Annotated in this window: 21 protein-coding genes; 14 read left to right on the top strand and 7 right to left on the bottom strand. The window is 69.4% G+C overall.

What is annotated here, in order from left to right; genetic code table 11:
• Positions 1-31: 31 nt before the first annotated feature.
• Positions 32-2,539 carry a hypothetical protein gene (locus Q0795_RS04300; protein ID WP_298886959.1) on the top strand — a complete coding sequence of 836 codons (2,508 nt, stop codon included), beginning with the start codon at positions 32-34 and terminating at the stop codon, positions 2,537-2,539.
• On the top strand, positions 2,536-3,447 hold the full coding sequence (locus Q0795_RS04305; RefSeq protein WP_298886962.1) for a glycosyltransferase family 2 protein: 912 nt from the start codon (positions 2,536-2,538) through the stop codon (positions 3,445-3,447). The genes Q0795_RS04300 and Q0795_RS04305 overlap by 4 nt, the downstream gene beginning before the upstream one ends.
• 4 nt (positions 3,448-3,451) lie before the next feature.
• On the opposite strand, the gene Q0795_RS04310 is transcribed toward Q0795_RS04305, so the two are convergent.
• From Q0795_RS04310 to Q0795_RS04330, 5 genes are read right to left on the bottom strand one after another with little or no spacing between them, the layout of a single operon-like run.
• Positions 3,452-4,342: a sulfotransferase gene (locus Q0795_RS04310; protein WP_298886967.1), complete on the bottom strand. Its 891-nt coding sequence runs from the start codon at positions 4,340-4,342 to the stop codon at positions 3,452-3,454.
• Positions 4,324-6,207, bottom strand: a complete 1,884-nt coding sequence (locus Q0795_RS04315) for a sulfotransferase (RefSeq protein ID WP_298886969.1) — start codon at positions 6,205-6,207, stop codon at positions 4,324-4,326. The genes Q0795_RS04310 and Q0795_RS04315 overlap by 19 nt, the downstream gene beginning before the upstream one ends.
• Positions 6,197-7,003, bottom strand: coding sequence for a hypothetical protein (locus Q0795_RS04320; RefSeq protein ID WP_298886971.1), 807 nt, complete (start codon positions 7,001-7,003; stop codon positions 6,197-6,199). The genes Q0795_RS04315 and Q0795_RS04320 overlap by 11 nt, the downstream gene beginning before the upstream one ends.
• A complete protein-coding gene (locus Q0795_RS04325; protein WP_298886975.1) occupies positions 7,000-7,701 on the bottom strand; it encodes a hypothetical protein in 702 nt (233 codons plus the stop codon). Before Q0795_RS04325 ends, Q0795_RS04320 begins: the two co-directional genes overlap by 4 nt.
• Before the next feature lie 14 nt (positions 7,702-7,715).
• A complete protein-coding gene (locus Q0795_RS04330) occupies positions 7,716-12,875 on the bottom strand; it encodes a PKD domain-containing protein (RefSeq protein WP_298886977.1) in 5,160 nt (1,719 codons plus the stop codon).
• 217 nt (positions 12,876-13,092) lie between these two features.
• Here Q0795_RS04330 and Q0795_RS04335 point away from each other — a divergent pair, with 217 nt between their 5' ends.
• Positions 13,093-13,785, top strand: a complete 693-nt coding sequence (locus Q0795_RS04335; protein ID WP_298886980.1) for a winged helix-turn-helix domain-containing protein — start codon at positions 13,093-13,095, stop codon at positions 13,783-13,785.
• A 12-nt stretch (positions 13,786-13,797) separates the two neighbouring features.
• On the opposite strand, the gene Q0795_RS04340 is transcribed toward Q0795_RS04335, so the two are convergent.
• Positions 13,798-15,042, bottom strand: a complete 1,245-nt coding sequence (locus Q0795_RS04340; protein ID WP_298886984.1) for a hypothetical protein — start codon at positions 15,040-15,042, stop codon at positions 13,798-13,800.
• A gap of 108 nt (positions 15,043-15,150) precedes the next feature.
• Between Q0795_RS04340 and Q0795_RS04345 the strand changes: the two genes are divergently transcribed.
• The 3 genes from Q0795_RS04345 (at position 15,151) to Q0795_RS04355 (ending at position 16,713) form a co-directional block, all read left to right on the top strand.
• Positions 15,151-15,537 carry a metalloregulator ArsR/SmtB family transcription factor gene (locus tag Q0795_RS04345; protein ID WP_298886987.1) on the top strand — a complete coding sequence of 129 codons (387 nt, stop codon included), beginning with the start codon at positions 15,151-15,153 and terminating at the stop codon, positions 15,535-15,537.
• Positions 15,534-16,181, top strand: a complete 648-nt coding sequence (locus Q0795_RS04350) for an SRPBCC domain-containing protein (protein ID WP_298886990.1) — start codon at positions 15,534-15,536, stop codon at positions 16,179-16,181. The genes Q0795_RS04345 and Q0795_RS04350 overlap by 4 nt, the downstream gene beginning before the upstream one ends.
• Before the next feature lie 73 nt (positions 16,182-16,254).
• Complete coding sequence (locus Q0795_RS04355) at positions 16,255-16,713, top strand: DUF3817 domain-containing protein (protein WP_366942449.1); 459 nt, start codon at positions 16,255-16,257, stop codon at positions 16,711-16,713.
• 24 nt (positions 16,714-16,737) lie between these two features.
• Here the strand turns inward: Q0795_RS04355 and Q0795_RS04360 are convergent, their stop codons facing one another.
• The gene (locus tag Q0795_RS04360; protein WP_298886995.1) at positions 16,738-17,481 is read right to left on the bottom strand and encodes an alpha/beta hydrolase-fold protein; all 744 of its coding nucleotides are present in this window, start codon (positions 17,479-17,481) and stop codon (positions 16,738-16,740) included.
• A 319-nt stretch (positions 17,482-17,800) separates the two neighbouring features.
• On the opposite strand from Q0795_RS04360, the gene Q0795_RS04365 reads away from it, so the two are divergent.
• From Q0795_RS04365 to Q0795_RS04400, 8 genes are all read left to right on the top strand, one after another.
• The gene (locus tag Q0795_RS04365) at positions 17,801-18,037 is read left to right on the top strand and encodes a hypothetical protein (protein ID WP_298886999.1); all 237 of its coding nucleotides are present in this window, start codon (positions 17,801-17,803) and stop codon (positions 18,035-18,037) included.
• A 46-nt stretch (positions 18,038-18,083) separates the two neighbouring features.
• The gene (locus tag Q0795_RS04370; RefSeq protein WP_298887002.1) at positions 18,084-19,385 is read left to right on the top strand and encodes a histidine kinase; all 1,302 of its coding nucleotides are present in this window, start codon (positions 18,084-18,086) and stop codon (positions 19,383-19,385) included.
• Entirely contained in the window at positions 19,382-20,059 is a 678-nt protein-coding gene (locus Q0795_RS04375; protein ID WP_298887005.1) for a response regulator transcription factor, read from the top strand. The genes Q0795_RS04370 and Q0795_RS04375 overlap by 4 nt, the downstream gene beginning before the upstream one ends.
• Positions 20,060-20,296: 237 nt before the next feature.
• A complete protein-coding gene (locus tag Q0795_RS04380; protein WP_298887008.1) occupies positions 20,297-21,070 on the top strand; it encodes a dihydrodipicolinate reductase C-terminal domain-containing protein in 774 nt (257 codons plus the stop codon).
• Positions 21,071-21,097: 27 nt separating this feature from the next.
• On the top strand, positions 21,098-22,126 hold the full coding sequence (gene dapA, locus Q0795_RS04385) for a 4-hydroxy-tetrahydrodipicolinate synthase (RefSeq protein WP_298887011.1): 1,029 nt from the start codon (positions 21,098-21,100) through the stop codon (positions 22,124-22,126).
• A complete protein-coding gene (locus Q0795_RS04390; protein WP_298887014.1) occupies positions 22,123-22,938 on the top strand; it encodes a 2,3,4,5-tetrahydropyridine-2,6-dicarboxylate N-succinyltransferase in 816 nt (271 codons plus the stop codon). The genes dapA and Q0795_RS04390 overlap by 4 nt, the downstream gene beginning before the upstream one ends.
• A 47-nt stretch (positions 22,939-22,985) precedes the next feature.
• Entirely contained in the window at positions 22,986-24,119 is a 1,134-nt protein-coding gene (locus Q0795_RS04395) for a pyridoxal phosphate-dependent aminotransferase (RefSeq protein ID WP_298887017.1), read from the top strand.
• Positions 24,116-25,312 (top strand): alanine racemase, encoded by a 1,197-nt coding sequence (locus Q0795_RS04400; RefSeq protein WP_298887020.1) that lies wholly within the window; start codon positions 24,116-24,118, stop codon positions 25,310-25,312. The genes Q0795_RS04395 and Q0795_RS04400 overlap by 4 nt, the downstream gene beginning before the upstream one ends.
• The last annotated feature ends 35 nt before the right edge of the window (positions 25,313-25,347 follow it).

The raw sequence follows: 25,347 nt of genomic DNA on the forward strand, positions 1-25,347 counted from the left end.
TCCAGCGCGCTCCGACCTGCGGTCCGCCTCTATGGGCGCCCGCGGACCGGAGAACGACGAGAGCTCTGGCAACCGGCTCCTCTCCCCCGGCTGGCCGCTGACCATCGCCTTCGTCGGCATACCGTTGTGGTGGGTCCTGGGCCTGTTCCAGATCGTCTTCTTCCTGGCCTGCGTCCCCATGGTCATCCAGCTCGCGCAGCGCCGGGTGATGGTGCCCCGGGGCTTCGGGGTCTGGCTCCTGTTCCTGGTCTGGATCATCGGCGGGGTCTTCGTGCTGCAGGTGGACGCGCCGGCGACCGTCCCAGGAGAAGGGGCGTCGCGGTACTTCACCTTCGCCTACCGCTACGGCTGGTACCTGGCTGCCACGATCGCCTTCCTCTACACAGTCAACATGCGGGCCGAGCTGTCGACCCTGCGCATCAGTCGCGCCATCGGGTGGATGTTCGTCATGCTCGCATCTGGTGGTCTCCTGGGCCTGGTGATGCCGACCCTGGAGTTTCCCTCAGTCGCCGAGCTGTTGCTACCTGGGTCCATCGCCAACAACGGCTTCGTCCAGTCTCTGATCCACCCGCAGGTGGCACAGCTCCAGGACTTCCTCGGGTATGTAGAACCGCGTCCGAGTGCCCCCTTCGCCTACGCGAACCAGTGGGGTATCGCTACTGCAGCGACCATCCCCCACTTCGCCGCGTCCTGGTGGGTGGGGAACACCTGGCGTCGTTGGGTGGTCGTCATCCTCCTCCCGCTGTCCTTCCTGCCCATCGTGGGCTCGCTGAACCGCGGCATGTGGGGGGCGCTCGTGATGATGACGCTCTTCGTCATCGCCAAGGTCGCCCTCACCGGCCGGCTGCAGGTGCTCTGGGCCAGCCTCGTCGTCGTCATCCTGGCAGCAGCAACCCTCGTGGTCTCACCACTGGGTGATCTCATCCAGGACCGACTCAACACTCCGCACAGCAACGAGGGGCGGGCGAACCTCAGCACCCAGGCGGTGGTCAGCACCTGGCAAGGCTCCCCCTTTGTCGGGTACGGGTCCACCCGCGACGTGCAGGGAAACTTCAACTCCATCGCCACGGGATCGAGCGCGCTCTGCCCCAACTGTTCCCCGCCGCCGTTAGGAACCCAGGGACAGTTGTGGCAGGTGGTGTTCTCCACAGGCTTCGTCGGTGCCGCGCTCTACGTCGGCTTCATCCTGGGGCAGTTCTTGCGTTCGCTCCCGCGATCCACCGTCATCGCCGTGGCAGCTCAAGCCAGCACCGTGGCGGCCCTCGTCACCCTTCCCGTCTACACCGTCATCCATCCGGCGATCGTCGTCATCTTCATCTCACTCGGGCTGCTGGTCCGAGAGAACCCCGGCGCCCGGCTGCGACCGCTGAAGAGTCTGCTCGTTCCTCCCCGACGGAACATCGCCACAGTTCTTCTGCTCACCATCGTCGGCGCGACGTTGGGGATGGGCTTGCAGCTGACGCAGGAGCGCCCATACGCCGCGACGCAGTCGGTGCTCGTGAGCACGGCGGCGCTGGTCAATGCGCCCCAGGCACGACCCTTCACCCTCGACACTGAGGCTCGATTGGCTACCTCGCGGGAAGTCCTGGACACCGTCGCGGAGGTCGCGGGGCTGACTGGCGGACCTGACGAAGCCCGAGCACGAATGCTCATCACTGCGGAGCCCAACACCCGCATCCTGAACGTCACCTTCTCCCATCCGGACCGCCAGAAGGCCGTCGCCGGCGCACAGGAAGCGGCAGCCCGGTACCTCGAGCTCCGAGAGAGCATGGCCGAACAGGTGAGCACCGAGCGCGCACAAAATCTGCAGAACTACCAAGAGGCGCTCGCAGAGTCGGTGTCCATGACGAATGGTGTCGTCGAGCGAGACGAGGCAGCCGCCCCAGCGGCCGCAGACGAGGAAGAACCTCTGGTGCTCGCCGCCCTGCAAGGCACGTTGATCGACCTGCGCCAGGAATACGCACAGGTGTCCTCGACCTGGTTGGGCCTGCAGCGTGACAACATCAACCCTGGGGAAGACTTCAACGACGTCCGGGTCACGCGCTCCCAGGATCCCTGGTTCGTGTACATGACCAGCGGCGCGATGCTGGGCCTGCTCGCCGGGCTGCTCGTCGCCCAGCTCATCGATGGTCGACGTGACCGTGTTGGACGTGACCCGCAGGAGCGGCTCGACCTCGGCCTGCCCGTGGTAGGGCTCGTCGGCGTCACGGAATCAGGAGAGTTCTCCTCGGCCGAGTTGGAGGAGGCGTCCTGGGTCGCTCGCACCTACGCGCCGCTGGCAGGGATCTGCCCGGTGACTACCTCGATGGTGGCGGTCGACCTCGCCGAGCGGCTCGACGCGAGGCTCAGGGGCCCGGTCGACCGTGGCGGTGTACGTGTCCTCCTGGTGGCGACCACCCGATCGGCCGCTCGTCCCGTGCGCCGTCTCTATCGCGAATCCGTCGCGATGGGCCTGCAGCCCGTAGGCCTGTTGCTGATCGAGGAGCTGAACCGCACCGCAGGAACAGCCAGCACCGCGACTGAAGGAGGAACATCGTGACCCGTCCCAGCGTCACGGCCGTCGTGCCGGCTCACGCACGACCCGAGGAACTACGCCGCGTCATCCACGCCATCCGCGAGCAGGCTTACGACGGCCCCCTCGACGTCGTGGTGGTCTTCGACCGGGCCGCACCCGACCTGTCCTTGGTCCAGGACGGTGACCGTCCGGTGCGGGTCCTCGCGAACTCCCGGACACCGGGCCTGGCGGGGGCACGCAACACCGGCGTGCTGGCCGCTCGTGGAGAGCTTGTCGCGTTCTGCGACGACGACGACTACTGGCTTCCCCACAAGCTCGATCGCCAGGTGACGCTGTTCGACCTGGACCCCGCCGCGATCATGGTGTCGTCGGGTATTTTCGTCGACCACCAGGGACGGTCCACACCCCGTACCACCTCAGCTCCGTACGCGACCCACGACATGCTCAGGCGCTCACGTCTGTCGATGCTGCACTCATCCACCTTCGTCTTCCGTCGACGCTCACTCATCGACGCCATCGGGCTCGTCGATGAGGGTCTACCCGCGAGCCAGAGCGAGGACTGGGATCTCCTGCTGCGCTCGTCCGCCCTCCACCCCGTTCTGGTCGTGGTGGAACCGCTGGTGACGGTCACCTGGGGCCAGAAGTCCTTCTTCCGCCACGACTGGCCGACCAAGATCGCCAGCAACAGATACCTGCTCGAGAAGCACGACGACGTCCGGGAGGACCGCGTCGGCGCGGCCCGCCTCCTGGGCAAGATCGCCTTCGCGCAGGCATGCTCAGGCCAACGGCGAGCAGCATGGCGATCGGCGGCACGCACCATCGTGACCGATCCACGGCAATGGCGCGGTCCGCTGGCCGCGGTGGCGGCAATTCACCCGCGGGTGGGCAGGACGGTCCTCGACACGTTGAACAAGCGCGGCCGCGGCGTGTGAGGTCCTACTCGCCTGCCGGCCAGGGAGCCGGTCGACCTACGAACGCTTCCAGCGCACCTTGACGACTGGCGAAGTGCTGCTGCAGCCGCGCGCGAGCCGCGCTCGGCATGGAGGCGCTCGGACGGGCGTTGTACCTCCGTGCGTCGAGCGTCTGCGGGGGGTCGATGCCGAGAAAGGCGCACAGACCCGCAAACTCCCCGACGGGATCGCCGAAGAAGTCTTCGCTGTACATCACGTGCAGCTGCTCCCGTGACATCAGAGCGGTGTACCTGGTCAACTGGTCGAGATACTCTCCACGGCCACGGTATGCCTGGTGACGGTGGATGTCGCTGTAGTAGCCCGGTTCCCGACGCATCCGATCCAGTTCCGGACGGACCCTCTCGTCCTCCCACTCCAAGGCGTCCTCGAAGCTCGCGCTCTCGAAACCGCGGGCCTGCTCGTGCTTCCACGCCGAGTAGGCACGCTCCACTGGGTCGCGCAACAGGGCCACGAGCTTGATGTCGGGAAGGTCGGCAGCGATTCGCTCAGCGGCCCAGGGATGAAACATGTAGTAGCCGCTCGCCTCGAACGCGACCGGCTCGGCAGGAGCCGTGCGGACAGCCGCTCGACGCTGTGGCGGGAAATGGGCGGCGTACCACCCCTGCCCGCGGTGATAGTTCACGTCGAAGTAATTGACCCCCTTGTGAAAGGTGGGTCGGACGATGCGAGGGTGCTGCATCAGAGCTCGGAAGAGCGACGTCGTCCCGCAACGCTGACCACCAATGAGGAGGAAGTGCGGCTGCGCGCGCGTCAGTCCCGGAACCAGCCTGCCGGACTCGACATAAGCCTGGCGACCCCACCTCTGCAACGGAGCAGGGACCCGTTGCCGTAACGCAGTCACGCGGTCCACCCCCATCTCTCACGAAGATTGAAACCGTACCTGCGATCGAGGGTGGTGACGTCGTCGGCGAGCTCGCGGTGAATTCGTGCGGTGTCCTCAGGAGACATGCGGGGTGCCTCTGCTCCGAACGGGACGTACAGCGCACGATGGACCAGGCGCGAACGCTTGACCTGACCCACGAGCTCCGCACCGTTGAGACTGCGTACGACGTTGGCCGCGAGGCGCGCGCTCCAGGCGAGAGGGACGTTGCGGGCCCGGCTGGCCGGCAGCTTGCTGTCCTCGTCACCATCGCTCAACGCCATCCGGTCGACCTCGAGCCAGTCGAGGACAGCGTCGAGGAACCGCTGCGGATCGGCCTTGAGGTCGTCGAACACGGCGACATGAAACGCCTCATCAGGAAAGACCTCACGGTAGTTGTCCAGCAAGGCACCGTAACGTCCGTGTTCGATCAGTTTGGGAATGCGGTCCAGGGCCTCGCTGAAGGTCGCCGGGGCGCGGCCGTGCTTACGCATGTAGAGGTATGACGAGAAGGCCCGTTCCGCGGGATCCCGCAGAGTGACCATCATCTTCGGCGTGCCCAGCACGTCCTGAATTCGCTGTGGTGCCGTCGGATCAAAGAGGTAGTCCTGGCACACCTCTCCCACGACCCGTTCGCCGCCCGCACCCGCGAAGAAGCGGCGGTACCACTCCGTGCCGCGCTGATAGTAGCGGTCGAAGAAGTACAAGTCCTTCGCAGGCGTGAGGAAAATGTCCGGGTGCTTGACGAGTACCTCGTGCAGCCAGGTAGAACCAGCCTTGTCCGGTCCGATGTACAAGAAGTTCGGCAGCCGGCCGACAGACTTGGCAGAGGGCTCAGACAACTGGCTGGGCGCTAGGTGGACCGGCGTGCCGCGACGGCGTCCAAGGTTGGACAGGAGCAGGTAGGGCGAGGCCACTGCGGCCACGGCCACCTGCTGAGGTCGAGACATCGAGGCCCGCCACGCCTCGTCCATGCGCAACGGCACCTCGCCCTGCTGGAACCGGGAGGGGTTTCCAGACAGGCCATGGCTGGAGGGAAGGTGGGCCACACCGTCGCCGACGTGGTCGAGGGCACCGTGTTCGACCTCGACCCCCAACTCTTGAAGAGCGGACTTGATGACGGGGCGAGGGGAGGGGATCAGGTCCTCGTACCGCACTGTGGCGGTTCGTTCTCCCAACCGTCCGAAGAGGTCGATCTCGGTCTGACAGGCCAGCCATCGGCCGGCCGCCTCGAGTGGTGCCTGGCGGTACATCGTTTCCCTGGACCTCACGGAGTGCGGGCGTGCGACGTCGCGCTTCCCCTGCGACCAGCTGACCCCGCGCACATCCCGCACAAGGTGCAGAACCCGCATGTCCATGCCCGAGCCCCGAAGGGCGAACAGGTGGGCAGGCTGCTTGCTGGCATCGACCACGAAGTCTGCACCCGACACGGTCTGGATCGCGTTGTAGAGCCGTCGGTAGGCGTCCTGGTACTCACGCCGTGCCCGCGCGAAGTCTGTCCGATGAAGCACCTTGAGGTGAGCCGGGATGTGCCGTTGCCGCGCCACCCTCTGCTGCAGGACGGAGACCTCGACCAACGGTGCGTTGGACCAGCCACCCCAACCGTAGTCGCCGACCGCAGTCCAGAAGGGACAGGCCGAGAAGACGCGCCCGCAACCGCAGAGCTCGTCACCCGCATGGACCCTGCGGAAGATGTCGGTCACCTCACCCACGTTGACGAGGTTCGGCATGGAACCGAGAAGTCGCTCGAGCAGGGTGCTGCCCGATCGTCCTGACCCTGCGATGTAGAGGACGTTCGGTCGGCTCTCTGTCGGCACAGAAATACTTCCCTCCTGAGTGGACGACGCCATGTCAGTCGACATCTCGTCTCCTTTGCAGCAACCCAAAGTACGCGACGAGCAGCAAGAACCCGACGAAGGCCTCGTGTGACCTACCCAGGTAGTTCAGCATGAGCGGAAGCACCGAGTCTCCTGCGCGTGCTTCCTGGCCCAGTCCGGAAACGATAACGGGCACCAGGGCCAGACCCAGGAGGGTGGGAAGCACCCCTGAACGTCCACGCTCCGAGCGGTCGAGGATCCATGGACAGGTGAGATCGAGCACGATCGGGGCCAAGAAGACGAGGGCCATCATCTCGGCCATGGAGATGACCCAGTTGACCGACTCGAGCTGGACCCCGGGCTGCGGATCCCCGGCCCAGAGTCCGAGGGCGACAGTGATCAGAACGACGACGGAGACACCGACGGGAGCCCATCGGGCGAGCGGACGGGACAGGGTGACATAGGGCACCAACACGGCCAGCGCCAGGGCTGGCTCGTTCAGGGTGGCGATGGAGGATCGCAGCCCCTCGGTCGACAGCATCCACCACCCGAGGACGGCAAAGGCTAACCCGACCCCAGACGCAACCATCAGTCTGTGGGAGCCGCGTGGCAGTCGCGGCAGGGCGAAGTGGATCCAGGCACCCAGCAAGAGGGCGAAGAAGTATCCCTCCGAGTTGTAGGCGAACGTACTGGCTATCGCTTCCGGGAGAACCTGTGCGGGCAGCCCGAGGACGATCGCCAGGAGGCAGAGGGAGAGCCCACCGTAGAAGACCCAACTGACGACGAGCCTCCATGACTGAAGAGCCTGCGGGGGCCGCACCGACAGGCGAGAGCCGCTCACTCGCCGCACCCGACGCCCTCCACGGCCGCCTGCGTCGGCAGCTGCTCGATCAGGACGTCTGCCTCGCTCAGGTAGGCCGCCTCCTCGTCCGCGAGTCCCTGCTGCGAAGCAGCCAGTGCGTTGTCCCAGTGCTGCAGGATGACTTCGGCGCGGCGGATGTCCTCGGCGGCACCCGGGTACTGATCCTGCAGCCCGGTCCAGATGCCGACCTGATCGCTGAGGGCAACGACGGTGAGCTGCATTCCCTCGCCGATCTGACCATCGACGAGAGAGGCCTCACGCCGCCCCTGGAAGTACTCCTGGGTCAGATCGCACAGCGTCTGCAACTCCTGGGGCGCCGGCTCCGGGACGTCCTCGTACTCGAACTCCCCGACCGCAGTCGGCTCTGCGGCGGTCGTGACCGTGACCGGCGCCGAGCTCTCACCCTCACGAGCGCCATCAGCGCCGGAACCGCCAACGTCTCCGTCCCCGGCGGACGTGGGGCTCGCACCCGCATCGGCGTTCGCGCTGGGCTCGGCAGTGTCGGTGCCGGTCGATTCGCCCGCCACCTCGGAGCCCGCGGCTGTGGGCGAGGCCGTCGATGCAGCCGGATTCTCGCCTGTCTCGGTCCCGGTGCAGCCGGCGAGGGCCAGCGACGCGGTCAGCAGGGAGGCGACGACGACTCGCCGGAGACCTCGTGGCACGGTGTGGGGGCTCATCACCTGATTGTCCGTCATGCCTCGTCCGGTGCGAGGACGAGGGTGACGACCATCGAGCGCGGGGACTGAGGCGTGCTCGTGGCCACCAGGCTCGGATAGGTGCCCGGACCTGAGGTGTCGTCGACCAGCAGCGACGACACGCGCCCACCACCGGCACCCACCTGCGTCGACCGGACCTCAACACCCGACGGGGCCTGCCAGGCCGTCGTCGAGCTCGAACGGTCCGACCAGTAGGTCACCACCGTACGACCCGGGCCAGCCACCTCCACCTCCGCACTCGGGTGCTGAGTCTGATTCACCAGTGCGACGTCGGCCATCGCCTCGATCGGATCAGCCCCGACACCGCGGTACACCGACATGGTCATGTCCGTCTTCGTCCAGTCCGTCACGTCCAAGGTGATGAGCTCATCGCTCTCCGCACCCGTAGCCACCCTGGAGTAGACCACGACGTTCTGCGGACCGTTGTCCAGCCGGGTCAGGACCTCCCACTCCCCGATACCGGTCGGCGGAGCAGGGTCGCGGTCCTTGCTCATCACCACGTGCAGGAGAAGCAGGTCACCCTCCTCCACGCCCGCAGGCACCCGCATGGACGAGGTGTTCCCATGCGTCTGCACAGCGGCACTGGTCACGAACGCCGGCGCGCTCACCGGGGCATCCGACACCGTCACCTCCTGGGTGGCCGTGCCCTGCGCGCCCTCGTCATCGGTCACCGTCAAAGTCACCGTGTACGTCCCGGACTCCGCGTACGAGTGCTCCGCGGTCACACCGGTCGCAGACCCACCATCACCGAAGTCCCACTCATAGGACACGACCTCACCATCCGGATCAGACGACCCCGACGCATCCACAGCGCACATCAGCTGATCGCACGGCGGGAGGGTGAACGCGGCACTGGGTGCCACGTTCGCCGGGGGCGGGCTGTCACCCGGTGCGAGGACGAGGGTGACGACCATCGAGCGCGGGGACTGAGGCGTGCTCGTGGCCACCAGGCTCGGATAGGTGCCCGGACCTGAGGTGTCGTCGACCAGCAGCGACGACACGCGCCCACCACCGGCACCCACCTGCGTCGACCGGACCTCAACACCCGACGGGGCCTGCCAGGCCGTCGTCGAGCTCGAACGGTCCGACCAGTAGGTCACCACCGTACGACCCGGGCCAGCCACCTCCACCTCCGCACTCGGGTGCTGAGTCTGATTCACCAGTGCGACGTCGGCCATCGCCTCGATCGGATCAGCCCCGACACCGCGGTACACCGACATGGTCATGTCCGTCTTCGTCCAGTCCGTCACGTCCAAGGTGAAGAGCTCATCGCTCTCCGCACCCGTAGCCACCCTGGAGTAGACCACGACGTTCTGCGGACCGTTGTCCAGCCGGGTCAGGACCTCCCACTCCCCGATACCGGTCGGCGGAGCAGGGTCGCGGTCCTTGCTCATCACCACGTGCAGGAGAAGCAGGTCACCCTCCTCCACGCCCGCAGGCACCCGCATGGACGAGGTGTTCCCATGCGTCTGCACAGCGGCACTGGTCACGAACGCCGGCGCGCTCACCGGGGCATCCGACACCGTCACCTCCTGGGTGGCCGTGCCCTGCGCGCCCTCGTCATCGGTCACCGTCAAAGTCACCGTGTACGTCCCGGACTCCGCGTACGAGTGCTCCGCGGTCACACCGGTCGCAGACCCACCATCACCGAAGTCCCACTCATAGGACACGACCTCACCATCCGGATCAGACGACCCCGACGCATCCACAGCGAGATCAAGCCCGGCGGAGTCGGCCGTGAGCGACGCCGACGGGGAGGCGTTGGCCGCCTCGACCGTGACCTCTTCGGTGGCCGTGCCGGTCGCACCGTCGTCGTCCGTCACGGTCAGCGTCACGGTGTAGGTGCCGTCCTCGGCGTAGGTGTGTTCGGTCGTCACACCCGTTCCCGTCCCACCGTCACCGAAGTCCCAATCGTGGGAGACGATCTCGCCGTCGGAGTCCGTCGACCCCGAGCCATCGACGGCGATCATCAGGCCCGTCGCCTCGACGCTCAGCGCCGCGTTCGGCTCGACGTTGGCGAGCGAGACCGTGACGTCCTGAGCGACCAGGTTGGTCGCGTCGTTGTCATCGGTGACCGTGAGGGACACGGTGTACGTGCCGGCCTCGGCGTAGGTGTGCTCCACCGTGTCGCCTGTGCCCGACTCGCCGTCGCCGAAGTCCCACTGATAGGCGACGATCACTCCGTCGGGGTCGCTGGAGCCGGTGGCGTCGAAACTCGCGTCGAGACCGGTCGAATCGAAGATGAAGTCCGCCATCGGACTCTCGTTCTCGAAGACGACCGTCACCTCCTGGGTGGTGATGTCAGTCGCACCCTCGTCGTCAGTGACCGTCAGCGAGACCTGGTAGGTGCCTGCCTCGTCGTAGGTGTGCTCGGCCTCGACACCCTCGGCCGTCCCACCGTCACCGAAGTCCCATCCGTAAGACACGATCTCCCCGTCGGAGTCGCTGGAGCCGGAGGCGTCGAAGGACGCGGTCAGGCTCGTCGAGGTCGAGTCGAACGAAGCGACCGGGTCGACGTTGGGTGCGGGGGGCGGGTCTCCCGGACCCGGGAACACGGCGCGGAACGCCCAGTTCACCCCGTCCACCTCGGGGCCGCTGACGACCTCGGATGTGCCGGAGACGGACGTGCCGTCCAGGTCGATCCGCGAGAGGTTGCCGGTCTCGGCCGTGGCGAAGTAGAGAGACCCACTCTCCTGGTCAACGAAGATCCCGGACGGTGACGGGGCGGAGAAGCCGGAGACCGTGCGCTCTGCCGGGTAGATCACCCCGCTGTCTGGGCTGAACGAACGGTAGTACAGCTGGTTCGAACCCGCTCGGGTGTAGTAGAGCCGGCCGTCGTCGTAGGTCATGCCGGTCAGGCTCGGGATCTGCGCGTAGAAATTAGGCCGGTTGCCGCGGAACGTCTGGCCGGAGCCGGTGTCGACGTCCACCCAGTCCGGGTCGTTGTACGGGTCGATCAGGACCGGATCGCCGTAATCGGTCCCGTCGAAGGTCCGCCGCACGAAGCTGCCGTCGGCCATGCCGTAGAACAGGTCGCCGTCGATCATGGTGGCCCCGCGGACCTGCTGCCAGTCGATGTCACCCGCCGGTGCCGGCTGCGCCGGGAAAGGCGACTCGTCGCCCTCGAAGTAGAGGTAGCTGAGCCCGGTGTCGTCAGCAGGCGGCTCGGCACCGCCACCACGCCGCACGATCTCGATCCCGTTGATCAGCGGGTTTTCAGTCACATGTCCGAAGGCGATGTCGACGGTCCCGTCCGAGGTGATGTCGAACGACTTCATCGTACCGACGTCGTGGCCGACGTCCGCGCTGATGTCGTAGTCGTCGAGCACGGTGGTGCCTTCGAGCTGAACGTCGAAGCGCCGCTCGCCAGGGTCGTTGGTGCAGGTGCACCGGTTGGCGAGGTATAGGCGAACGCTGATGTCCTCACCGGCCGGGATCGGGATGGCCCAGGTCATCTCGGGGTCACCATTCGGGTCCCACCGTTCGGACTCGTAGAGCGCCCTGGGCGCAGACGCCGGGACGTTCGGCGTGACGGTCGGGACGGCCCCGTAGGCGGCGGCGTTGCTGCCGCTGTTGCGCACGTCGCTCGCGGAGTCGGTGTCGGCGCGCCACGACGGACCACCGTCGAAGGCCGGGATCGCCGGACCGCCCGCGTTCACGCGGAACAGCGCGTCGGCGCCGTCCCCGGCACCCGTTTCCGCCCGGTAAACATTGGAAGGGAGCGATCCGCTCTCGCCGGCACCGAGCTCATACCCTCCACTGAGCGGGAAGAAGGCGATACCGGGACGCCAATCGTCGCGGTCACCGATCCAGTTGGTGTCGTGCCCGACCCAAAGTCCTTGGTCGGTGGCCAGGAGTGCCTCAGCTCCTGCCCCACGCGGGTTGCGACCGGGATTCCAGTCGATGAGGACGCCATTGCCAGGGTCCACGGCACCGATCCCGGGCCGCGGAACGGCTCCGGGGTTCGGGTTGTCCCTCCCGTTGAGGTTGTTCATCCACCGCTGGTGCCCTCCCGTGTAAACGGCAGCGCCGCTCGAGGCGACGCTGAGGAGGGTGTCTCCACCCGTCTCATCGATCCACTCCGGTCGGATGTCGTCTCCCGTCGCCTCAGGATCGAAACGGGTGAGTGTGTCGCACAACGTGCCAGGGAACGGCCCGCCGGTCGTGGCCACCGAGAAGTACTCACTGTCCGGCGAGAAGTGGACGTCGCGGACGTAGGAGTCGAAGGCGCCAGAGGCGCATCTGGCCTCGTACCCCCGGGCCCGCCAGTCAGTGCGCAACGCCGCGGTCTCCCCGGAGATGTCCATGAGCGCCAGCTGGTCGCGTGGCGACCCGTCGACCGTCGTGAAGTTCCCCATGACCGCCAGGTGCTGACCTTCGGGATCGATGGTGAGCGACTTGGGACCGACCGGTGCCTTGGCGCCACTGGACCCCGGAAACCAGTTGTGGTTCCCCGCCACGGTTGCTGTCATGAAACCGTCGACCGCTCCGGTGGTGGGGTTCATCGTCACCAGTCCGCCGCGAGGCTGGTTGTTGACGCTGGTGAAAGAGCCGCCAACGAAGAGCCGACCGTCGCGCAGCACGACGTCCTGAACTGCCCCATTGGTGCGCACCGGGGTGAATGAACTCACTCGCGCCCCGGTCTGGGCGTCGAGCAGGAACAGCTTGCCCGTCACGCCGTCGATGCCCTGGAACGTGCCTCCGACGTAGACGGTGCCAGGTGTGGGTCCAGGCTCCACCGCCCGGACATCGCCGACGATGCTGGGGTCGAAGCCGGTGTTGATCGCACCGCTCGTCGCGTTGAACGAGACGATGCTGCTTCGGCTGAGAACGGGTGATCCGTTGCTGCCGGCTATCTCTGCGAACCGCCCGCCGGCCACCACGCTCTGGCCTGTCTGTGCGATGTCGAAGACGCGCCCGTCCCGGATCTGCGGGGTCCAGTTCGTCGACGACTCGGACACGATCGCGTCATGAGGTATGACGTCCGGGACCACCGTGGGAATGGCGATCCCCACGGCTGACGGCTCGGGGACTGCAGCGGCGCCCTGAGTTCCCCCTAGCGTGAGCCCCAGGACGGTGGAAGCGAGCAGGGCGGTAACACGTTGTGCAATGGAGTGCATGGGATCCCACTTCAATCTGATGGTGCGGCACGACGCCCGGAGGCGGCCCCTGTGAAGGCCTGACAGACGAAGGGTACGCTGCTTTACCCTGGATGCGAGGAATCGTTATCCAACCGTGACCTTGGCCTGGGTGTGCCCACTCTCTCCGCCCAAAGTGGCGCTACCAAAGGTCAAGAGTTCGTCAGAAGGCTCGCGGATCTGGTGTGATGGAGCGGAACACAGGAGAGCGGCTATGCCAGACATCACCATGTGGGTCATCCCGACACGCCAGCGGATCGACCCCTTCGAACCAGCCATCGTGATCAGCCGTGCCCTCGGTTGTGCGGTCGAGGCTGTCCGCCCTGACCTCCTGCCGGACAGGATGGCCGTCGAACTGCCGAGGATTGCCCTCATCTTGGGAGGGACGTTCTCGACCGACCTCGTGGAGGCGCAGAGATGGCTGAACCAGCGGCAGGTTCCGGTGCTCATCCTGGCCCAGGACCTGACCGAGCAGCACGAAGCGCTGCTCCTGGGTCGAGGCGCCAAGGAGGTCCTAGGTCTTCCCGTATCCGAGACTCGGCTGAGAGGCCGGTTGGAAGCGTTCGTTCGCAACTACGCGGATCCGCCACGACCCGACCTGCAGGAGGAGCAGCCACCTGCTGTGTTCCTCGACCTGGAGGGACGGCTTGTCCTGGCCTATGGCGTCCCGGTGTCGGTCACGAAGTCCGAACTGGACCTCCTCTCGCTCCTGGCGCGCCGATCCGGAAAGGTAGTTCCACGTCACGAGCTCGCCACGGCTCTGGGCAAGCCCACCCTAAGTGCTCGGGCCCTGGAGTCGCACATCAGTCGCCTACGCATCAAGTTCTCCTCGGCGGGTTCTCAGCGCGTCATCGAGTCCGTCCGGGGACAGGGGTACCGGTTGATCGGCACGGCCGAGGTCGTGTAGAAGCGGAGGGGTTCATCTCGCGCGCTGGTCGGTCACCCACATGCCGGTCAGACCCCGGAAGTGCGCGATGAACTTCTCGTGCTCGTGGGCCGGGTAGTGACCGCGCACCGTGTCCACCAGCAGGCGGTCGAAGTCCTCGGAGGCGACCCAGTCCATGACCCGCTCGGGCAGGTGCGACAGGTGCTGCTCGCACCACTCCCAGTAGCGGTCGGTCTCGAACTCGGCGTCCGCGAGCTCGCGGTAGGCCTGCATCTTCTCGGTATAGGTGCGGTCCGGGTCGTCGCCGATGGCGAAGTAGTCACGCGGGTGGCGCACGCCGATGGCCGACTTGCGGCCGGTGACGAGGCAGTACGCCGACCACCGGACGAGGGCGGTGATCGCCCACGGGAAGTAGTAGTGCAGCGAGTTGATCGCGACATCAGGGCAGGCGTTGGCGTAGTCGATGGGGTAGACCTCGTCACCGGCGACGAGCATCTCGGCGGAGTTGAACTCCCACCCGAAGAAGGCGTTGACGACCTTGCTCACCGTCTCGGCCTCCCAGCCGGCCTGCGGGGAGAGGAAGTCGTGGGTGACGGCATACCGGTTGTGCATCGGCTCGTCGGGCCGGAAGTCCATGACCATGGTCTCCGGACCGATCGTCAGGGCCCGGGCGAACTTGTCGTAGTCGACCGTCGCCTGCAGGTGCATGAGCATGTTGCCGGACTCGTCGTACGCCCGGTGCAGGCCCTCGACGTCCTTGACCTTGGACACGCCGCGCCAGCCGCCCCCGTCGAAGGGCTTCATGAACAGCGGGTAGCCGATGTCGGCCGCGATCGTCTCCAGGTCGAACGGGTCGTTGTACTTCGACGCCGTGTAGGCCCAGCGGACGTTGTCGACCGGGTTCTTGTAGGGCACCAGCACGGTCTTGGGGATCTTCATCCCGAGCCGCAGCATCGCGACATAGGCGCTGTGCTTCTCCATCGACTGGAAGGTGAACGGGCTGTTGAGCAGGTAGGTGTCGTTCATCAGCGACGCCTTCTTCAGCCACTCACGGGGGTGGTAGTACCAGTACGCCAGGCGGTCGATGACCAGGCTGTGGCGCACCGGGTCGGTGAGGTCGAAGGGGTGGATCCGCACCCGCTCGCTGCTGATCGAGTGCGTCGCGCCGTCGGCCTGCACCGGGCCCACCAGCGACATGATCGACTCGAAGGCGCGCGGCCAGTCCTCCTCCGCGCCGAGCAGCAGACCGATCAGGTGGGTGCGCACGTCGTTGGCCATGACCGGAACGTTAGCGCCTCGACGCTCCCGCGTCAGCGCACGACTCGGCCGAGTCGGGTGCGCTGTATAAGCATTGACTTATAAAGGAGCAAGTGCCACCATCACTCCATGACAGCACTCGACGTCCTGGGCGACCCGGTGCGGCGAAGGCTGCTGGAGCACCTGGCCCTCGGCGGCGAGATCTCCGCCGGCGGACTGGTCGCCCTGGCGCAGGAGGAGTTCACGGTCAGTCAACCGGCCGTCTCCCAGCACCTGAGGGTGCTGCGCGAGGGCGGCCTGGTCAGCGCACGCGCCGTCGGACGACGCCGCATCTACACGTTGGAGCCCGGCCCCCTGGCGGAGGCGGAGCGCTGGTTGGCCGAGCTGCGCGGCTTCTGGTCGCAACGGCTCGACGCGCTGGAGACCGAGCTGGCCCGCGGGCGCCGCGCGCGCCGCACCGACGACGACAACCATGAGGCGGACACCGCCGAGGACACGACACGGAGGATGGCATGAAGGACCTGCTGCAGGAACTGGCGCTGGTGGACCGGTCGGTGGGCGAGGGCAGCGTGCCCACCGGACCGGCCCAGGTGGTGACCCTCTCCCGGCGCTACGCCAGCACCCCGGAGGAGCTCTGGGACGCTCTCACCGACCCCGACCGGTTGCAGCGGTGGTTCCTCCCGGTGGAGGGCGACCTGACGCCCGGGGGGCGGTTCGCCTTCACCGGCAACGCCGGCGGGGTCGTCCGCGCCTGCGAGCCGCACCACCGGTTGCTGGTGACCTGGGAGATGGGCCCCACCGGGCCCGAGGACGCCTCGCTCGTCGAGGTCCGGCTCGAGGAGGCCGCCGACGGACCCGCTGGCACCGTGCTCACCCTGACCCATCGCGCGCAGACCCCGCCGGAGATGTGGGACCAGTTCGGGCCGGGCGCGGTGGGCGTCGGCTGGGACGGTGCGCTGCTCGGGCTGGCGCTCCACCTCACCGGTGGCGAGCTGCCTGCCGTCGAGGACCTGGACCAGGACCCGGCCGTCCGGGAGTTCAACGTCGCGTCCGCGAGGGCCTGGGGTGAGGCCCAGCGCGCGGCGGGCACGGACCCTGCGGTGGTCGAGGCCAACGTCGCCGCGACCACCGCCTTCTACGTGCCGACCCAGGGAGCCTGAACGAGCCCGCATGCCGTCCCGTGCCCGGGCAGGCCCTTCGCCGCCGCTCCGTGCGATGTCCGAGAATGAGGGGGTGACCCCTCCTGGACCCGGCCGGCTGCTCCGCGTACTCGCCGACGCCGAGGCGGTGACCTGGTCGCTCCTGCTCATCGGGATGGCCTTGAAGTACCTCACGCGGACCACCGACCTCGGGGTGAGCATCGCCGGCCCGATCCACGGCTTCGTCTTCCTCGCCTATTGCCTGGTGGTCGTGGTGGTGGCCGTCGACCAGCGCTGGGGTGCCAGGACGCTCGTCCTGGGGCTCTTCAGCGCGGTGCCGCCGTTCGTCACCATCCCGTTCGAGCAGTCCGTGCGCCGTCGGGGGCTGGCGCCGGGAGAGTGGCGGCTGCGGGAGGCCGGTCTGGCCCGCACGCTCCCGGAGCGGGCCCTGCACGGCGTCCTGCGGCGCCCGCTGGTGTGGGCGGCCGTCGCCCTCGTGGCGGTCGCCGTCGTGTTCGCGGTGCTGCTGCGCCTCGGGCCGCCGGTCGGCTGACGGGCGCTCTCGACCGGTCCGACCTCAGCAGAAGCGCGGCAGGTGGTGGGCGAGCTGCTTGCGCCACCAGGGCCAGTCGTGGGCGCTGTCGTGACCCCACAGGTCGAGCTCGTGCGGGATGCCCTTGTCCGCGAGGATCCCGGCCATCCGGTGCGCACCCGGCAGCGACTGGGTCGGGTGGACCTCGAAGGCACCCTGTCCCACGACGATGAGGATGTTGGCGTGCTCGCGCACCCACTGCAGGTGCTCCCCCTCCATGCCGGCGACGTAGGCCGTGGGGTTGCTGAAGTAGGTCGCCTCCCCCAGCTCGCCCCACCCGTGCCAGGAGCTGGGGTCGAAGTTGCCGGACAGGCTCATGCCGACCCCGAAGACGTCGGGCCGCTTGAGCGCGAAGTTGACCGCGTGGAACCCGCCCATGCTGGCGCCGACGGTGACGATGCTCCGGTGACCCGGAGAGTCCTCGTCGATGAGCGGCACCACCGTGTCCAGGACCCAGTGCTCGTAGGCCCCGTGCCGGCGGGCCCGCTCCTCGGTCGGCAGGCTGTTGTCGCTCCAGGTGAGGTGGTCGAAGGAGTCGACGCAGTAGAGCTTGATGCGCCCGTCCTCCAGCAGGTCCGCGACCGCCTCGATCATGCCGTTGTTCTCGAAGTCCCAGGCGCGACCGGCCTCCGAGGGGAAGACCAGCACCGGGCGGCCGTAGTGGCCGTAGCGGATGATCGTGCCCCGCCCGACGCCCTGGGTGTCGAGATCGACCTGCTCGCGCTCCATGGCACTCCTTCGTCACCTGCCGGGACCTGACCCGGACGTGGGGGAAAGCCTGCCACACGTCATACCTCCCGCACCGACGGCTGCCCTGAGCGGGAGGGGCGAGGGCCGAGGCGGATATCCGTCTGCAGGATGACGCGCCGCACCCCTCGCCCCGACCAGACTGGCGGCCGTGCAGTTCAGAGGACACGTGCGCGTCGTGACGGGTGATGCAGAGGGACTCTCTGGCCGGACCGTTGGTCAGGCCGAGCTGGTCACCCCCGACTGCGCCGTGATGCGGCTGGGTCACAGGGAGCCCATCCCGTCCCTCCCCCTGCATGTCGTGCCCGTCCCTGCCGCAGCAGGGGGCGGCAGGGACGGGCACACCCACATCGAGGTGCTGGAGATCGTGCCCGCGCTGGACGGTGAGCGCGAGATCGCCCTCCGGCTCGCCCGCGCGGTCGCGGTGGGCAACCCCCGGCCGCGAGCCGAGCTGTCGGCCGCGGCGGCACCCGCGGGGTCGACGGCGTCCGGCCTGCCGGAGTGGTTCTGCGAGAAGTTCCCCCGGATGTGCGACTAGGTTGGGTTTCCGGGGCCCGACGGGACAGGGAGGAGGGGCGAGGACCGTGACCAGTACGAGACCGACCTCCCCCGACATCCCGCACGGGCGCGGGTGGCGGCTGCTGATCCGCGGCCTCGGCGTGCTGGCCATCGTCATGGCCACCGTCTTCGACCTCGGGACGACCGGCGTCCTCATCGACGACCTCTACCTCGTCGGCGGCGGCATGGCGCCGGCGTGGATCGGCACCGCCCTGGTCCTGGCCATGGGCGGGTTGCTCGTGGTGCGCTACCGCTACCCGGTGGTGGCGCTGCTCGGGGTGGCCGGGATCAGCATCGGCCTCACCCTCGTCCTGGAGTATGCCCAGCCCATCTTCTGTCTGCTCGTCGCCATCCACGCCGCCGCCCGGCGCGGGGGGCCCGTGAGGTGGTGGGGCTCGTTGGCCCTCGGGCTGGTCCAGGTGCCGCTGATCGTCCGCAACGTCGCGAAGTCCTTCGATAACCCAGACGTCGGCAACCTTCTGTCCACCACCACCTTCTTCGCAGCCCTGGTGTGCGCAGCCTGGGGGGCCGCCACCGTCGAGCGCTACACGCACTACCGGACCACGGCGCTGCACGACGAGCTGGACGTGCGCGGGGAGCGTGCGGCCCAGGCCGAGCGTCAGCGGATCGGCCGCGAGCTGCACGACATCGTGGCGCACTCGGTCAGCGCGATGATGATGCAGGCCGCGGGGGCGCGGGCGATGGCCGCCTCGGTCGACCGGGACCACCCCGGGGACCAGCGCCTCGAGACGGTCCTGCGGTCCCTGGGCACGATCGAGTCGACCGGTGCGCGGAGCATGCGCGAGCTGCACCGTCTGCTCGGTGTGCTGCGCGGGGACACGGCGGCCGAAGGCGGTGCGAGCGGCCTCAGCCTCGACCAGGAGTCGAGCGTGCAGCCCGGCCTGGGGGACCTCGACGGCCTCGTCGACCTGAGCCGCAGCAGCGGCCTCATCGTCGAGGTCCATCGGTCCGGGGAGCAGCGTGACGTCGACCAGTCCGTGGGCGCGGCGGCATACCGCGTCGTCCAGGAGTCCCTGACCAACGCGCTGAAGCACGCCGGTCACGGCGCGCTCGTCGACATCTACGTCGCCTGGCACGGGGCCGAGCTGCAGATCCAGGTGCGCTGCCGCGGCAGCCGCGACGCAGCCCGCACCGACATCCCCAGCGGCGGCACCGGGCTGCACGGTCTGCGCGAGCGGGTCGGCCTGGTCGGAGGCCGCTTCGAGGCGGGCTGGGCGGGCGAGGAGTTCGTCGGGACCGCTGTCCTGCCGACCGGGTCGGCCGAGGCCCCGCGGGGGGCGACGACCCGGGAGGTGAGGCAGCGGTGACCATCCGGATCGTCGTCGCCGACGACCAGGAGCAGGTCCGCGACGGCCTGTCGATGCTGCTGGGCGCGGAGAGCGACCTGGAGGTGGTCGCGCTCGTCGCCGACGGTGTCGAGGCGGTCGAGGCCGTGCGGCGTGAGCGACCCGACGTCGTCGTCATGGACATCCGTATGCCGCGGATGGACGGCATCGAGGCCACCCGGCAGATCACCGCCGAGGGGGAGCGCACGGGTGGTGACGCCGACGGTGTCACGACCGTGCTGGTGCTGACCACCTTCGACCACGACGACGCGCTCTACGGCGCGCTCCGGGCCGGGGCGTCGGGCTACATGCTCAAGGACGCCGTCCCCACCCGGATCGGGGACGCGGTCCGTCGGGTCGCCGCCGGCGGCTCGTGGATCGACCCCGGGGTGGCCGGCAAGGTCATCGAGACGCTGCGGGAGACGGCGCCTCGGGACCCCAGCGGCCTCCCGAGCCTGGAGATGCTCTCCCCCCGCGAGCTCGAGGTGCTCACGCTCATGGGCGACGCCCCCTCCAACAGCGACCTGGCCGAGCAGCTCTTCGTCTCCGAGGCGACCGTCAAGACGCACATCTCAAGGCTGCTCATGAAGACGGGCAGCTCCGAGCGCGCCCAGCTCGTCGCCCTCGCCTACCGCACCGGCCTCGTCCAGCCCTGACCGCCGCTGCGCCCGCCCACCGCACCGAGCGCCGCGAATGGTGGGCGGAGACCACCATTCGCGGCGCTCGGTGGCTAGGGCGCGTACCAACTTGCGCCGGTCCGGCGGGAGGACCCGGACGGTCGCGGACGGCGAGGCAGGACATCGTCCGGTGGGTCAGCCGATCGGCAGGACACCTGCCCTGACCTGCATAAACACGCGTTGCAGCGGGTCGCCGGGCGACGACATACTCGTCCGGTGCCCACCTCCCTCGGACTCTTCGGGACCGGACGCCTCGGCGCGGCGATCCGGCGGCTCGCCGACGCCCGGGACGACCTCGAGGTGCGCTGGGCGGTCGGGCGCGAGCACCGGAGGGACGACGATCTGGCGCCGGTCGACGTCGCCGTCGACGTCAGCAGCAGGGATGCCGTCGCGGACCACCTCGCGTGGGCGTGCAGCACCGGCACCGACCTCGTCATCGGCGCGACCGGGTGGGACCCGTCCCTGGTGGACGGTGACCTGCCCGTCCGGGTGCTGGTCGCCCCGAACTTCTCCCTGGGCGTCGCCCTCGTCCGGCGACTGACCGCGGTCCTCGGCGCGTATGCCGCCGCCACCGACAGCGCGGGGACGCCCGTCGACCTCGCGGTCGCCGAGACCCACCACCGGCACAAGGTCGACGCACCCAGCGGCACCGCCCTCGCGCTGCGCGAGGCCCTCGCCCGCGGCGCTGGGAACCGCCTCGAGGACGTCCAGACCATCAGCCTGCGCCTCGGCGAGATCGTCGGCGACCACGAGGTCACCGTCGCCACCGCCCTGGAGACCGTCACCCTGCGGCACACCGCGCACGACCGCGACCTCTTCGCCGCCGGCGCGCTGACCGCCGCCGGGTGGCTCACGACCCGGCCGCACCCCGGCCTGTTCACCCTCGACGACCTCGCCGAGGACCACCTGCGACCGCTGCTCGGCGATCCCGCCGAGCAGACGGGCCCCGGGCCCGACACGCGGTCCACCAGCGCCGGCGCCCACGCCTGAGCGCCGGCACCCCACGAAGGAGTCACGATGCCCACCACCCCCAGCGCTGCACCGTTCACCGGTCTCGGCGTCGCCCTGGCGACACCGTTCACCGCCGGGACCGACGCCGTGGGTGAGAGCCGAAAGCCCGCCGTCGACCACGCCGCCTTCGGGCGCCTCGTCGAGCACGTGCTGGCCGACGGGCTCGGTGTGGACTGGCTCGTGGTGCTCGGGTCCACCGGGGAGGCCGCGACCGTCACCGACACCGAACGGCACGCGCTGGTCCGCCAGGCCGTGCAGGTGGGCCAGGCCCACGGAGGCGGCGTGCCGGTCGTCGTCGGCATCGGCCACAACGACACCGAGCGCACCTGCGAGCTCGCCGCGCAGGCCGCGGCAGCGGGCGCGGACGCGCTGCTGGTGGTCACGCCGTTCTACAACAAGCCGCAGGTGAGCGGGCTCGTCGCGCACTACCGCGCCGTCGCCGAGGCGGCCGACGGGCTGCCGATCATCGCCTACAACGTTCCTGGTCGGACGGGCTGCAACATCACCCCGGACGCCATGCGGCAGATCTGGGCGGTCGAGCAGGTCGTGGCGCTCAAGGAGAGCTCGGGCGACCTGCGTCAGGTCGGCCGGCTCTGCCGGGAGGCGCCCGCCGGCCGCGCGGTCCTCGCCGGCGACGACGACCTCGCCCTGGCCTCGATCGCGGTCGGCGCCCAGGGGCTGGTGTCGGTCTGCGCCAACGTGGCGCCGGTGGAGACCCGGCGGCTCGTGCACGCCGCCCGGGCCGGTGACCTGGTCCTGGCCCGGCAGATGGGCGCCCTGCTCGCCCCGCTCATGGACGCGCTGTTCACCGAGACCAACCCGGTGCCGGTCAAGGCCGCCCTCGCCTGCCTCGGCGTGGCCACCGCTCACGTCCGGCTCCCCCTCTCCCCCGCCGAGCCGGGGACGTGGAGCCGGGTCCAGACCGCGCTGGCCGACCTGCAGGCCTCGCGGCGCAGCGGCACCGCGGGCGCGTTCCCCGGATCGCTGTCCGGCCGGTTCGCCGTGCCGCACGACGCCGCGGCGCTCGCCTCGTGAGCGCCCTCCCGACGACCGCGTCGTCCGAGCTCGAGACCGCCTTCGCCGAGGGCGGGGCCGAGCCGACGGTCGAGCAGGTCGAGCAGCTGCTCGCCGCCCTCGAGGCCGGCGAGGTCCGCGCCGCCAGCCCCGGTGACGACGGGCAGTGGCGGGTGCACGGCTGGGTCAAGCGGGGCATCCTGGCCGCCTTCCGGCTCAGCGAGACCATCGAGATCGACTGGCCCGGCGGGAGCGTCGACAAGTCGCTCGTGCCCGCGCGTCGGATCACCGCGGGCGACGGCATACGCCTCGTGCCCGGCGGGACCTCGGTCCGCCGCGGTGCCTACCTCGCGCCGGGCGTGGTCGTCATGCCACCGAGCTACGTCAACGCCGGGGCCCACGTCGGCGCGGGCTCGATGGTCGACAGCCACGTGCTCGTCGGATCGTGCGCGCAGGTCGGCGAAGGGGTGCACCTGTCCACCGCCGTGCAGCTCGGCGGAGTGCTCGAGCCGGTCGGCGCACGGCCCGTCGTGGTCGAGGACGAGGTCTTCGTGGGGGCACAGTGCGGTCTCTACGAGGGCGTCGTGGTGCGGCGGGGGGCGGTGCTCGCGCCCGGCGTGACGCTGACCGCCGGCACCACGATCTACGACCTCGTCGAGCAGCGCGAGCTGCGCGGCGAGGTGCCGCCGGGCGCGGTCGTCGTGCCCGGCACCCGGCCGGCTCGCGGGGACTACGCCGCCGTGCTCGGGCTGTCCCTCTACGCGCCGGTCATCGTGAAGTACCGCGACTCCTCCACCGACGCCGCGACCGCCCTCGAGGAGTCGCTGCGGTGAGGCCGGCGACCAGGGTGGCAGGCGAGGGCCTGTCACCGATCCGACGCATGTCCCTCGACGCCCCGGCCGACGCGGTCGACCTGGGCCTGGGCGAGCCCGGGTGGGGGGCGCCGGACGCCGGCACCCGCACTGCCGTCCCCGCACCCTCGCTGAGCTACGGACCCAACACCTCCGACCCGGCGCTCGTGCGCGCGGTCGCCGGCTACGCCTCCTCCCCCACCCACGACGTGGCGCCCGAGCAGGTCATGGTCACGGCGGGCAGCCAGGCGGCGCTCTTCGCCCTCTTCCAGGCCTGGGTCGAGCCCGGCTCGACCGTCCTGGTCCCCGACCCGGGCTTCGTGGCCTACCCGACCCTGGCGCGGCTGTGCGGGGCGACACCGGTCGGCTACCCCCTGGGTGCCGACGGCGACCTCGACGCGGACGCGCTCGTGGCCCTGCTGGGCGAGCAGCCGCATACCTCGCTGGTCGTGCTCAACCACCCGGCGAACCCGACCGGCGGGCTCGCCTCGGAGCGGGCCCTGTCGCGGGTCGCCGAGGCCTGCGCCGAGCGCGGGGTGCTCCTCGTCAGCGACGAGGTGTATGCCGAGCTGTGGGTCGACCGGCGTCCGGTGTCGCTGCGGGACGTGAGCGCGGAGGGGGTGGTGCTCGGTTCGATGAGCAAGGCCTTCGCCGCGCCGGGACTACGGATCGGTTGGGCGCTCGGCGACCCCGAGGTGCTGGCCCCGGCACGGCTGCTGCACAACGCGATGACGACGGCGCCCTCGCGGCTGTCGCAGGCGGCCGCGCTGGCGCTGCTGGGCGCGGCGGAGGAGGTGCTGCCCGCGGCCCGCGAGGAGCTCCGGGTGCGCTGGGCGACGGTCGACCGGGTCGCGCCCCATCTTCATACTTCCGGACATAGATTTCTGGGGGACGGGCACCAGAAGGCTATGTTCAGAACGGCGACGAGGGCCGGGTTCTACCTCTGGCTCGCGCTGCCCGGCCACCTCGCCGGCGCCGCCTACGCCGACCCCGTCGGCACCGAGGCGTTCGCGCTGCAGCTGCGTGACGAGGGCCGGGTGACGACCATCCCCGGGACGGCCTTCGGACCGGGGGGCGCGGGCTGCCTGCGGGTGAGCCTGGGCGGCCCGGTGGACGAGCTCGAGGAAGGACTCCGGCGCCTGGCGCCCTGGTGGAAGGCATGATCTTGACCGCTGCGACGACCGACCTGTTTGCCTTCGACGAGGCGATGCTCGACGAGCTCGCGACAACACACGCGGGCCCGTTCTTCGCCTACGACCTGGTGGCGGCGCGAGAGCGCTTCACCCGGCTGCGAGCCGCGCTGCCCGCGCGGGTGCGCCTGGCGTATGCCGTGAAGTCCAACCCCGGGTCGCCCCTGCTCGAGGCGTTCGCCGGGCAGGGTGCGTGGTTCGACTGCGCGAGCGCCGGCGAGGTGGCGGCCGCGCTGGCCGCCGGCGGCACAGGTCCCGGCATGGTCTTCGCCGGTCCGGCCAAGACCGAGCGTGACCTGCAGGCCGCGCTCTTCGCCGGGGCCCGCGTCCAGGTCGACGGCATCGAGGACGTCGAGCGGCTGCACGCCCTGCACGCCGGCGAGCGCCCGCTGCCGGTCAACGTGCGGGTCAACCCGGCCGGGGGCGTGTCGGAGGTGGCGACCATCATCGGTGGTGGCGGGGCGAGCGCGTTCGGGGTGGACGAGGAGGTGCTGGACGACTTCGTGGCAGCGGCCGCGCGCTTCGGTCACGTCGAGATCCGCGGGCTCCAGGTCTTCTCAGCCAGCAACGAGCTGGACGCCGGACGGCTGCTGGCCAACCACCGGACGGCGCTGCGCATCGGGCGACGGCTGCAGGAGCTGCTGGGCCGCGAGCTCGACCTCATCGACATCGGCGGTGGCCTCGGGATCCGGTATGCCCTGACCGAGGCCAGCCTCGACGTCCGCGCTGTCGGTGCGGGCCTCGGGCGGATCCTCGGGGAGAACGACTGGTTCACCGGCGAGCTGCTGCTCGAGCCCGGCCGCTGGCTGTCCGGACCGACCGGCGTCTATGCGGCTCGGGTCGTGCGCACCAAGATCTCCCGGGGCGAGCGCTTCGTCATGCTCGAGGGCGGCATCAACCACCTGCTGCGGCCGCTCCTGACCGGGCAGTCGTTCCCCACCCTGGCGGTGCGTCCCGGCGAGGGGGTCCTGGGCGGCGAGCGGGCGACGACCACGCTAGCCGGCCCGCTGTGCACCTCGCTGGACCGTGTCGGCACCGGCGACCTGCCGATGGAGCTGCGCCCCGGCGACGTCGTGGTGTTCGGTCAGACCGGCGCCTACGCCTACACCCAGGCGATGAGCCACTTCCTGTCCCACGCCCTGCCGGAGCAGCACTGGCTGGGGTGACGTCATACGGGTTGCCCTCTGGGGTTCGCAACCAA

This window comes from uncultured Serinicoccus sp., assembly GCF_947487915.1.
GTDB lineage: Bacteria > Actinomycetota > Actinomycetes > Actinomycetales > Dermatophilaceae > Ornithinicoccus.